The organism is Faecalibacterium gallinarum, assembly GCF_022180365.1.
Lineage (GTDB): Bacteria > Bacillota > Clostridia > Oscillospirales > Ruminococcaceae > Faecalibacterium > Faecalibacterium gallinarum.
Genome location: NZ_BQKV01000029.1, coordinates 1 through 11,621 on the forward strand (window position 1 = coordinate 1; position 11,621 = coordinate 11,621).

General features: G+C 62.2%; 9 protein-coding genes. 1 reads left to right on the forward strand and 8 read right to left on the reverse strand.

Annotation, left to right across the window (positions count from 1 at the left end):
• Positions 1 to 154 precede the first annotated feature (154 nt).
• Positions 155 to 2,308 (reverse strand): 1,4-alpha-glucan branching protein GlgB, encoded by a 2,154-nt coding sequence (glgB, locus tag JCM17207_RS04830; RefSeq protein ID WP_238316537.1) that lies wholly within the window; start codon positions 2,306 to 2,308, stop codon positions 155 to 157.
• A 278-nt stretch (positions 2,309 to 2,586) separates the two neighbouring features.
• Positions 2,587 to 3,597, reverse strand: coding sequence for a resuscitation-promoting factor (locus tag JCM17207_RS04835; RefSeq protein WP_238316538.1), 1,011 nt, complete (start codon positions 3,595 to 3,597; stop codon positions 2,587 to 2,589).
• A gap of 575 nt (positions 3,598 to 4,172) precedes the next feature.
• Here JCM17207_RS04835 and JCM17207_RS04840 point away from each other — a divergent pair.
• Positions 4,173 to 5,759 (forward strand): phage tail protein, encoded by a 1,587-nt coding sequence (locus JCM17207_RS04840; protein ID WP_238316539.1) that lies wholly within the window; start codon positions 4,173 to 4,175, stop codon positions 5,757 to 5,759.
• Positions 5,760 to 5,813: 54 nt separating this feature from the next.
• Here JCM17207_RS04840 and JCM17207_RS04845 read toward each other — a convergent pair whose 3' ends face one another.
• The 6 genes from JCM17207_RS04845 to JCM17207_RS04870 form a co-directional block, all read right to left on the reverse strand.
• Complete coding sequence (locus JCM17207_RS04845) at positions 5,814 to 6,245, reverse strand: DUF2871 domain-containing protein (RefSeq protein ID WP_238316540.1); 432 nt, start codon at positions 6,243 to 6,245, stop codon at positions 5,814 to 5,816.
• 19 nt (positions 6,246 to 6,264) lie between these two features.
• Positions 6,265 to 6,927 (reverse strand): hypothetical protein, encoded by a 663-nt coding sequence (locus JCM17207_RS04850; RefSeq protein WP_238316541.1) that lies wholly within the window; start codon positions 6,925 to 6,927, stop codon positions 6,265 to 6,267.
• Between the two features lie 131 nt (positions 6,928 to 7,058).
• Positions 7,059 to 7,616 carry a TetR/AcrR family transcriptional regulator gene (locus JCM17207_RS04855; RefSeq protein ID WP_238316542.1) on the reverse strand — a complete coding sequence of 186 codons (558 nt, stop codon included), beginning with the start codon at positions 7,614 to 7,616 and terminating at the stop codon, positions 7,059 to 7,061.
• 168 nt (positions 7,617 to 7,784) lie between these two features.
• On the reverse strand, positions 7,785 to 9,176 hold the full coding sequence (locus JCM17207_RS04860; protein ID WP_238316543.1) for a 6-phospho-beta-glucosidase: 1,392 nt from the start codon (positions 9,174 to 9,176) through the stop codon (positions 7,785 to 7,787).
• Positions 9,177 to 9,334: 158 nt separating this feature from the next.
• A complete protein-coding gene (locus tag JCM17207_RS04865) occupies positions 9,335 to 10,219 on the reverse strand; it encodes a MurR/RpiR family transcriptional regulator (RefSeq protein ID WP_238316544.1) in 885 nt (294 codons plus the stop codon).
• A 145-nt stretch (positions 10,220 to 10,364) separates the two neighbouring features.
• Complete coding sequence (locus JCM17207_RS04870; protein ID WP_238316545.1) at positions 10,365 to 11,615, reverse strand: tetratricopeptide repeat protein; 1,251 nt, start codon at positions 11,613 to 11,615, stop codon at positions 10,365 to 10,367.
• Positions 11,616 to 11,621: the final 6 nt, after the last annotated feature.

Here is an 11,621-nt window from a genome sequence, read left to right on the forward strand (position 1 = left end):
CACTTCTACAACCACGAGCGCCTCCAGACAAAGACTGGCCTGGCTCCGCTCTCGCTTCGCCAGGCCAGTCTTTGATTCGCTTGTTCTACCCCTTGCAGGCCTCTTTTTTGTACTGTCCGCACAATATGGGGCGGTTCACCCCGGGGCGGCCGCCTTATTTTTCGGCGGGCGTCTCCTCTTTGGGCTTGCGGGTGCGCTTGGCCGGGGCCTTCTTGGGGGCGGCGGCCTTCTCCTCTGCGGCCTTTTCTGCGGTGGCCTTGGCCTTGGTGGTCCGCTTCTTGGCGGGGGCCTTCTCCTCGGCCTTGGGCTCCGCCTTGGTGCGGCAGACGCGCTTGGTGGTCTTCTTGGTCTCGGCCTTTTCCTCGGTTGCCTTCTCCGCGGCGGTCTTGCGGGCCGGGCGCTTGGCGGGCACCTCGAAGTAGAGGGTACTCATGGGCGGCAGAGCCAGGGTGATGCTCTGGTCAAAGCCGTGCATGGGCTTTTTCTTGCTGCGGACGCTCTTGTTGTGGACGGTGCCGGCGCCGCCGAACTCCACATCGTCGCTGTTCAGGATCTCTTTGTAGGTGCCGGACACCGGGGCGCCCATGGTGTACTTCTCCCGCAGGACGGGGTTGAAGTTGCAGACCACCAGGATCTGCTTGCCGGCGGCGTCTTTCCGCAGGAAAGCCACCACGCTCTGCTGGAAGTCGTCGGGGACGATCCACTGGAAGCCCTCCCAGCTGTAATCCACCTGCCAGAAGGCGGGGTGATCCTTGTAGAACTGGTTCAGGGTCTTGACGTAGAGCTGGAGCTCCTTGTGCTTGTCGTAGTCGAGGAGCATCCAGTCCAGGGGCTTCATCTCGTTCCACTCGGCGAACTGGCCGAACTCCTGGCCCATGAAGAGCAGTTTCTTGCCCGGGTGGGCCATCATGTAGCCGTAGAAGGTGCGCAGGTTTGCGAACTTGGCCTCGTACTCGCCCGGCATCTTGTTGATCAGGCTGCACTTGCCGTGGACCACCTCGTCGTGGCTGATGGGCAGGACAAAATTCTCGCTGAATGCGTAGAAGAAGCTGAAAGTCACCTTGTTGTGGTTGCCCGACCGGAACAGAGGGTCGGTCTTCATGTAGCTGAGCATGTCGTTCATCCAGCCCATGTTCCACTTGAAGTTGAAGCCCAGGCCCCCGTCCGAGGCGGGTTTGGTGACCATGGGCCAGGCGGTGGACTCCTCGGCGATCATGTACTTTTCGGGGTGGCGGCCCAGCACGGTGGTGTTGAGCTTCTGGAGGAAGGCCACGGCTTCCAGGTTTTCCTTGCCGCCGTTCTTGTTGGGCTCCCACTCGCCGTCCCGGCGGTTGTAGTCGAGGTAAAGCATCGAAGCCACGGCGTCCACCCGCAGGCCGTCGATGTGGTACTGCTCCAGCCAGAACAGAGCGCTGGAGATCAGGAAGCTCTCCACCTCTTTGCGGCCGAAGTCAAAGACCATGGTGCCCCACTCTTTGTGCTCGCCCCGGCGGGGGTTGGGGTCCTCATAGCAGGGCTCGCCGTCGAACATGTACAGGCCGAACTGGTCTTTGGGGAAATGGGCGGGCACCCAGTCCATGATGACGCCGATGCCGGCCTGGTGCAGCTTATCCACAAAGGCCATGAAGTCCTTGGGGGTGCCGTACCGGCTGGTGGGGGCGAAGTAGCCCGACACCTGGTAGCCCCAGCTGCCGTCGAAGGGATACTCCATGACGGGCAGGAGCTCGACGTGGGTGTAGCCCATCTCCTGAATGTAGGGGATCAGAAGGTCCGCCAACTCGGAGTAGTTGTAGGGTTTGTCTCCCTCCTGCATCTTCCAGCTGCCCGCGTGCATCTCGTAGATGTTCATGGGGCCGTTGATGGCGTCCTTGGTTTTCTGGCTGGCCTGCCAGTCGGCGTCGTGCCAGACGAAATTGTCGATGTTGTAGACCTTGCTGCCGTTGGACGGCCGGGTCTCGGTATGGAATGCGTAGGGGTCGGACTTAAAGACCAGATCCCCGCCGCGGGTTGTTACGCAGTATTTATATACATCGAATTCCTTGATGCCCGGGATAAACAGCTCCCAGATGGAATCGTCGTCCACCTTTTTCATCGGGTGACTGCCCGGCTTCCAGCTGTTAAAGTCGCCCACTACGCTGATGGCGGCAGCGTGGGGCGCCCAGACACGGAACTCCACGCCCATCTCCCCGGCGCGCTCCTTCTGGTGGGCGCCAAAAAACCGGTACGCCTCGCAGTTATTGCCCTGCTTGAACAGGTACACCGGCAGATCCGCCGTGTTGTCCCGAATCTTTTCCTCAGTCGGTTTCATATGCAGCTCCTCCCTGCGCGAGCTACACTTGCCCGCACGTTTTACTCTCTTATATTAAATAATTTCAAGCAATTTTGCAAGGCTTTTCTGGAAAAACTGCTGCAATGTTTTTCATTTAAAAAGAACAAACCGTGGATTTTTACAAATATTTACAGATTTTCTATACATTCTCGACATACGCTCCCAAAACGGCAAAAAAAGCCCCCGCCGCTGTTCTGTGCCGAACAGCGGCGGGGGCTCGCTTGGTTTTGCAAAAGGGCCGAATCGGGGGCGGGCGCTCAGCCTACTACGTAGACATTGACGTTGATGGCGCCGTTGATCACCGATTCTGCGTAGGTCTCATAGAACAGGTCCACCAGCACCCGGCCGTCCTGAAGGGCGATGCCGGTATCGGTGGCGATGGCGTAGCCATAGACGAACTTGCCGTCGGTGGAGGCAATGTAGAGCAGGGTGCCATAGGGGATGACATCCGGGTCCACCGCCACGGTGCCGTAGCCCAGGCCCAGGCCGGAAGAGCCTTTGCCGCTCTTGGAGTAGTAGCCGGTGGCCTTGCCGGTGAGCACCTGGCTATACGAGGAGGGCGGGTTGGTGGTGCCGTCCGGGCCGGTCAGGGGGGAGACGGGGGCGCCCTCGCCGTAGACCTTGACGATGTTGTCCTGGGGCTCCACGGTGGTGGTCACATCCACCACGGTGCTGTTTTCCAGCTCGCCGTTGACCCAGCGCTGCTGGCTGGTGACGACGCACTCACCGTTCGCGCCCTTCTGGACGGTGGTGGTGCGGTCGGTGTCCCGGTAATAGAGGCTGGTGTAGATATACTCGGTCTCATAGGGGATGGTCTGGTACTCGGTGGTCTGGACGTACTCCACCCGGTGGACCTCGATCTTGCTGCCCACGGTGACGAAAGCGTCCAGGCTGGGGACGGTGTAGTCGTCGGGGCCCAGGGTGATGCCGGCCCGCTCCAAAGCGTCGGCCACGGTGCCGTAGACCATCTTGACGGTCTGCTCGGTGCCGTCCACCTGGATGGTCACCGAGAAGGCACGCTCAATGTTCAGGGTTGCCAGGTTGCCGCTGAAAGCGGTGTAGTAGATCCGGTCGCCCTCCCCTGCTTCCAGGCCGGACAGGCTCATCAGCCGGGTGGGGTCGCTCTCCTGGGTAAAGACCACCTGCCGCACGCCGGCAGAGTCGGTGATATAGGTCAGCCGCAGGCTGGCGGTGGTCACCATCAGGGTCACCACCAGGCACAGAGCCATGGCACACAGGGCCAGCGCCCGGGCCGAAACCCCGCGCACTGCGCCCGAACGGTTCTTCTCCGTTTGGTTTTCATTGTGGGAAATGATACGAAACAACTCCTCTCTTTTTACAGTTTGGATCTTCGCCGGCGGGCTCTCCTGCCCGCCTTAAACGGCCATAAACCGGGCCGCAGCGGTACGCCGACAGGACGGCGTTTTACTTCTTCGCATTCAGTTTTTATGCGTTGCATCGTTTGTTGCAACCTCCATATCTTAGCAGACAAACCCCTCTTTGTCAAATCGCCCCATCGGCGATTGATAGCTTTTTCACATACTTTTTTGTGCATCTTGCACAGTGTTTTCTCCCAAATGACGAATTTTAAGGCAGTTAGCCCTGATTTTCGACCGTTTCTAAAGTCATACTTGTTCATAAAATTTTAACATTTCGTTTTCTATTTATTCGAATTATGGCCCTTTTTTACAGTCCAAAAACGGGCGTTCGAGGGGCTGTCATTTTGCCACACCGGCAGAAACTCTTGGGTTTTTCGCCGGGTTTCTGCCCCAAAAAGGACGCGCTGGCCCCGCCCCGCTCCCGCCCGTACAATGGGCATAAAAAACGGAAGGAAGGTACCTCTATGAAGATCCAGATTACCGCCCTGGGCCGGGGCGGCTGCACCGACTTTGTAGCCCAGCCCCACCGGCTCCATCTGGGCGGCCAGGGGGCCGAAGGGGTAGACGCCCTCGACTTTGAGCTGCCCGAAGCCTGGGCGGGGAAAAACGTGGCCCTTTACATCCAGCACCAGGACGGCACCCGCCTGGCCCCGGTGCTGCTCTCAGCGGCAGGCTCGGTGCCGGTGGACCGGCGGTTCACCGGGGCGGAGGAAGGCCGGTGGATGCTGGCCGCCACCGACAGCCAGGGCTACGCCGCCTACACCCAGCCCGGCAGCTACGACGTCTACCCCACCCTCTCCCTGGAGGGGGAGGAAACCGAGCCCAGCCAGAGCCTCTACGAACAGTTCATCGCCCAGGTGATGGACAGCGCCCGGCTGGCCCAGGCCGCCGCCGACGATGCCGCCCAGGCCGGGGCCGATGCCGCCGCCGCGGTGGGGCAGGCCCAGGTCGCCGCCCAGACCGCCGGAACCAAGAGCGAGGCGGCGGCCGCCTCCGCCGCCCGGGCCGAAGAAGCCGCCCGCCGGGCCGAGGGCTACGCCCCCGAGGGGGGCGATGTGCTCAGCGTCAACGGCAAGGGCGGGGCGGTCTGGCTGGACGCCCAGGACGTGGAGGCCCTGCCCCGCCCCGCCGCAGCGGCCCCGGGCCAGCTGCTGCGGGTGCTGTCGGCGGACCCCGTCACCGGCCAGGTCACCACCGAAGCGGTGGCCGAAACCGCCCTCACCAGCTTTGTCCGCCGCACCGACAAACCCACCGCCGAGGCGGCGGGCCCCGTGAAACTGGCGGAGGGAAGCGGCCTGACCCTCACCGCCGCCGGGGTGCTGGAGACCGACCCCGCCACCGAACCCCAGCTGGACGCCATGACCGAGGAACACGCCCCCTTAACCCCCGCCCGGCTGCCCTACGGCGTCAAGAAAGCCCTGGCGGGATCCTGGCCGGGGGTGAGCTGGTCCGGGGAGGAACAGTCCGCCGCCTGCTCCGCCCTGGGTGCGGCGGCCGCCTCCGCCCTGAAGGCTCTGGTCCAGCGGGTGACCGCTCTGGAGAAGGGCCAGAGCGGCCAGCCCTCCTGGGCCGGCGCGCCGGTGGGCTCGGTGATCTACTTTGCGGGCAGCGCCGCCCCCGAGGGCTATCTGGTCTGCGACGGCTCCCTGGTGAACCGCCGGACCTATGCGGCCCTCTTCGCGGTGATCGGCACCACCTACGGCGCCGGCAACGGCTCCACCACCTTTGCCCTGCCCGATCTGCGGGACCGGGTGGCCTGGGGCAGCACCGACCCCGGTACCGCCCTGGAATCCGGCCTGCCCAACATCACCGGCCAGGTCTACGCCCTCTATACCATGCAGCCCTGGGACAATGGCGCTTTCTCCAACTATACCATCATGTCCTCTTACCGCTCCGGGTTCGAGGGAGAGTATTCCGGCGGGGTGTTCGACGAAGATGTGGTGAGCTTTATCGAGCACAATTTCAGCGCCAAGGCCTCCAGCCCCATCTACGGCAAGAGCGAGATCGTCCAGCCGCCCGCCCTGACCCTCCTGCCCTGCATCAAATACTGACCCAAACAAAAAAGGCCCCCGGAAAACTCCGGGAGCCTTTTTCACAGCTCTAAATCAGCGATTTGTTTTGGTTTCTGCGGCGGCGACGCTCCGGCCTACCTGGAGCAGAATTAGGATCAGCCCCACCCCCAGCAGGATGTGGCCGATGCCCGCCATGCCCGAGATGGCCGCGTCCAGCCCGCGGGCCAGTTCCATCCCCCGCACCTGGACCACGCCCCGGATCCCCAGCAAAAGGGCCGTCAGGTTGAGGCCGGTGTGGTAGACCGCCAGCGCCCGGCCGGTCTTGGCCCCAGTGAACCCGAAGCTCTTTTCCAGCAAGAGCAGCAGAAGGAAAAACACCATTCCCAGCATAAAGTAGTGGGTGTGGATCACCGAGAGGGTGGTTTTGGCGGTGTAGCCGTTGAACTTGGTGAACTCGCGGTAGAATACGCCCCCGGCCATGGCCAGCCCGGCGTAGAGGAGTGCGGAATTGAAATAACGCTTCATCTTATGTTTCCTCCCTGAATTACAGTTCTTTTTTCATGGCAGAATAGCCGATCCAGACGGTCCAGACATAGGCGCAGGTCTTGGGGATCATCAGCATCCCGATCATGGGCACGGTATCCGCCCAGAGCACCACCGGGATATAAAACCCGAAGCTCAGGACGATGGTCAGCCACATCCAGCGGAAGGCCTTGTCCCCCTTCTCTTTGGCGCTGTTGTAGAACAGCACAATGATCACCAGGCCCAGCAGGGTAAAGGGGATGTTCCGGTAGATGCCCCAGGAAAGGGGCGCCTCGGCGCTGAGCCACTGGTTCTGGGGCATCATGCAGAGAGCCACCCGGGCCGCCGCCAGGCCCCAGACCGCGGCGGTCAGACCATTTTTGCCGGTGACCTGATACCGGGCCCGCCAGACGTAGTAGAGCAGCACATAAAAGATGGTCATGGTCACCGAGGTGATCCACTTGCCCAGGCCCAGGGCCACGGTGTAATTCTCCAGGCCGGTGGTGCAGAGGGCCAGGGCCCGGGGCACCAGATGGAAGGCGTCCCCCGCCCCCAGCAGGACAGCCATGGCGCCGAAGAGGGCGAACTGGGCATTGCCCTTGCTGCCCCGGAGCATCCGGATGCCCAGGGTGATGACGGTGGTCAGATAGACCGCATCAAAAAGTGTTTCCACAATGGCTTGCATAAGCTTCTCCTTTTCTTTAAAAAGCAAATTCAGAGGGTTATTTCGGGTCGATTTTGGTGGAAAAAAGCGGAATCTGAACGAAGTTCAGTTTACCGCCTAAAAAACCCCCGCCCGCCGGGCGAGGCGTTTTTTCAGTAGAGAGTGCGGCGGACGATCTCCAGTACCGCGGCGGGGTCGTAGTCCTGCCGCAGCAGGGCCGACAACATCAGGGAAAAGAGGACGTCGGCGAACTTTTCGGGAGTGAACGCTGCGTCGAAAGCTCCGGGCCGGACCCGGGCGTCGTGCTTCAGGACAAAGCACAGCCCCTCCAGGATATGCTGCCAGGTTTTCTGCATCCGGCGCTTGCCGTCGGGCTTATCCTCCCGCATAAAGCCGATGGAGTGGAGGCTGAAAAAGCCCGGGTACTGCCGGCAGCCGTATTCCATCCGGCTGTACATCCAGCCGATGCAGGCCTCGGTATCCCGAAAGACGGCCTCGTCCTCCGGCAGGTGGAAGATCTCGCACCAGACGCTCTCCACCGTATCGCTCACCAGCTCAGCTTTGGAGGCAAAGTAGTTGTAGATGGAGCCCACCGACACGCCGCAGGCTTCGGCCACCGAACGGATGCTGACCGCATGCCAGCCCCCCTGGCGAACCAGCTCCCGGCTGGCCGTCAAAATCTGCTCTTTTGATGTGACGACGGTGTTCATCCGCTGCCCTCCCCTCGGCTCTGTTCAAAGTGAACTGCGTTCAGTTTATCAGAGGGCCCCTCTTTTGTCAAGAGGAAACTTCTGCTGCTGCGCAAAAAAGGGCCGCCGCAAGAAAGCGGCGGCCCCGGCAAGGGATAAGGAGAGATGAGTTCAGGAAAAACAGCAGGATCAGAGGCCCTGTTCGGTCAAGCTGCGGGCCACCTCGTCTTTAATGGTGACGCCCTCGGCTTCCAGCCGGGCGATGGTGTCGGCGAACTGGGGCAGGTACTTCTTGTGGGCGATGAGCAGCTCATCCAGCACCCGCTTGCCGGTCTTGCCCGAGGGGACCAGGGGGTTGAGGGTGAACGCCTGGAGGGCCATGCCGTAGTCGCCGGTGACGGCGGCCTCCTCGACGCAGAGCTCCATGTTCTTCATCAGCTGGAGCCAGCCCCGCTGGGCGGGGTGGAGCGGCCCAAAGGCCACGGCCTGGGCCCCGGCGGCCCCCACATAGGCCGAGACTTCCACCGCCACCTCAGGGGGCAGATCGGGCAGAGCGCCGTTGTTCCGGGTGGTCAGGACGATGTGGGTATTGGTGTTGCCGTAGATGGAGGCGATGGTCTCGCAGGCGGCGTCGGAGTAGTGGGCGCCGCCCCGCTTGGCCAGCTGTTCGGGCTTATAGTTCAGGTTCGGGTCCTTGTACAGCTCAAAGAGCTCGGCCTCGGTCTGTTTGACCTGCTGGGCCCGGGTGCCGATGGTGTTGTACTCCTCGATGGCGTGGCGGAGCATCTCCTCCTGGAGGTAGTAGTACCGGTGGTACATGCAGGGCATCATCCCCACCGCCTTGAGCTGCTCGGGGATGAATTCCAGCCCCGGGATGTTGGCCGGGCCGGAGACTTTGCCCGCCAGATAGGCGTCCACCACCTGGTCGGTGACCTCGTGGCCCTGGATGTCAAAGACCCGGTGCCAGTGGAAGTGGTTCAGACCCGCGAACCGGTAGACCAGCTCGCTGGCGTCCCGGCCGATGGCCCCCGGCTCGTCCAGCATGGCCCCCACCGGCACGTTGCACAGGCCCACGACTTTATCCCAGTGGCCGTACCGCATCACCGACTCGGTGACCATTCCGCTGGGATTGGTAAAGTTGATCAGCCAGGCGTCGGGGCAGAGCTCTTTCATGTCCTCCACAATGCTCAGGATCACCGGGATGGTGCGGAAGGCTTTGAACATGCCGCCGGCGCCGTTGGTCTCCTGGCCCAGCATCCCATAAGAGAGGGGGATCCGCTCGTCCTTGACCCGGGCGTTCAAAAGGCCCACCCGGAACTGGGTGGTGACAAAGTCCGCCCCAGGCAGAGCCTCCCGGCGGTCCAGGGTCATATGGACCTTGACCTTATAGGGGGAGGCATCCCACATCCGCTGGGCCATGGCCCCCACGATCTCCATCTTCTCGCGGCCTTCCTCCACGTCCACCAGCCACATCTCCCGGATGGGCAGGCGGTCGTACCGCTTGATGAAACCCTCCACCAGCTCGGGGGTGTAGCTGCTGCCGCCGCCGATGGTGACAATCTTGACCGGTTTTTTCTCCATGGATAAGCTCCTTTCTCGTTTACACGGGGGTGTTTTTTCTCTCTGGGTCCCAGTGTAAAACCAAAGGGCGGGAGCGTCAATCCATTTGGGCCAAACGGGCACAGCGTTTCCAAATCAGGCCGAAAAAGCCCCCAAAAGCCGAACGCTGTTCCCGGCGGTCAGGGGGCGTCGTCCTCCAGGATGGGGTTTTTGGAGTGGCGGCCGTCGTAGAGATCGGTGTCGGTCATCTTAAAGGCCAGGCTCCGGTCGTAGTCCCGGGCAAAGAGACAGCTATAAAGCAAATCCAGCAGAAAGACCATGGAGACGGTGGTGCCGTAGGCCCCGAGGTTCTGGGTGAGTTTTTCCCGGGTGGAGAGATAGAGCACGCAGTCGCCCAGCGCCGAAAGGCTGTTCGCACCGTAGGAGGTGACCGCGATAAAAGGGATGCCCTGCTTTTTCAGCTGGCGGGCCAGGCTCAAGGCCGCGGTGGTCTCGCCGGTATAAGAGAACAAAATAAAGCAGGTGTCTCCCCCGCTGGCCAGGGCCTTCCAGAGGGCCAGGTCGGTCTGGGAAATGGGGCAGACCTCCCGGCCGATCTTGGCCATCTTCTCCACGAAATCCGCCGCCACCCCCATGTGGGTGCCCGTACCGAAGAGGCAGATCCGCCGGGCCCGGGCCAATAGATCCACCGCCTGGCGGAGGGCCGCCGGGGTGAGCAGGCTGCGGCAGTCGGCCAGAATCTCCTGGTGGAGGGCCAGCATCTTGCCGATCATCACCCCTTCGGCGTCCCCCTTGGCAAAGGGATAGTTGGGGTCCAGCTGGCGGAAGTGGGAGGACAGGTATTCGATCTCTTTCAGGTAGTCGTCCCGCAGGGCGTTGAAGCCATCGTACCCCAGTTTCTGGGCCAGGCGCATCACCGACGAGGGGGCTACATAGAGCCGGGCGGCGATCTGGCGCACCGTCTCCCCCCGCAGCCCCTCGCCCCGGGCCAGCAGATAGTCGGCGATCCGGCGGTCCACCTCGGTAAAATGCTCGCCGCTTTGCAGTTTGTCCTGTACCAGCATGGTTGTGCCCTCCCCCGATGGGTCCCAAAAACCCGTTTTGCCCCAGTGTACCGCATCCGGCCCCGAAATGCAAACCGGGGGCAAACGAACAACCGGCTGCCTTTCGGGCAGCCGGTTGTTCTGTCTATTTTATTTCAGCGTTTTCTCAGCGGCGGACCCACTTGCCGAAGAAGGTTTTCTTGTACCCCAGCAGGGCCTGCTTTGCCTCGGGCAGGCTGCTCTGCTGCAAATACTCCACGCCCTTTTTGATGTCCTCGGGCACACCCAGGCCCTGGGTATACATCAGGCCCATGCCGTAATACCAGCTCTCGGTTTTCCGCTTGGGCTCAGTGTTATCCAGCAGCCACTTGGCCCGGGCATAGTCCTTCTGGCAGCCGTTGCCGGTGAGGTAGCAGCAGGCCAGCAGCTGGCTGTACCACAGATTCCCGCGGGCCACCGCCAGCTCCAGCAGCTGCACGCCCCGGGCCGGGTCCTGGGGGACCCCCTGCTCCCCCTTGAGATAGAGGTTGCCCAGCCAGCTGCAGCAATACTGATCCCCTTCGTCCTGGGCGCCCTTTTCCCAGATCTCCAGGGCCTTTTCCATGTCCCGGGAAACGCCCTTGGCCTCCTCGTAGGCGCTGCCCAGGTTGTAGCAGCTGCTCAGATCCCCCTGGGCCACCGCCTTCTCCATCCATTCCACGGCCTCGGTCAGCTTCTCGCCCTGGTGATAGAGCAGCTGGCCGTATTTGGCCTGCCAGTCGGGGTAGCCCAGCTCGGCGCCCCGGCGGGCCACCTCCCAGGCTTTTTCCTTCTGGGGCTCGATGCCCGCGTCCTTGTCCCCCTGGTCGTAGAGGTTATAGAGGTTCCGCCCGCCGAAGCCCAGGCCGCCGTAGAAGGCTTTTTCCAGCCAGGGAATACAGGCCAGGGTGGTCTGGCGCAGGTACTTCTGGCACTCTTCCCAGGTGGGGAAATCCTTGGGCCCCCGGCCCTCGATCCGAAGCATATCGCACCAGTAATAGGTGTTGCCGATCATGTACTGGCAGAACAGGCTGCCCGCCTCGGCCTTCTGGCGGATGACCTCCCAGGCCTCTTTCAGGTTCTCGAAGGGCATGGCCTCTTCCAGCTCAGGGGTCAGCATGCCGCAGCGCATGGCTCCCAGCACCGCTGCCGCGCTGCCCTGATGGATGGCCTGGCGCAAAAAGAAGTTGGCCCCCTCTTCGTCCTCCCGGAAAGGATGATAGTCCCAGCTGTAACAGTTGCCCGACAGGCAGCGGGAGAGGATATACGAGGCGTCCCCGTCCCCGGCTTTGGCCGCATCCAGCAGAGGCTGCAAAGCCGCCACTGCCCGGTCGGAGTCGTAACAATAATAGATGTCCTCGATGGCCTGATCCACTGCGTCGCTGAAATACTTGCCCATGGGTGT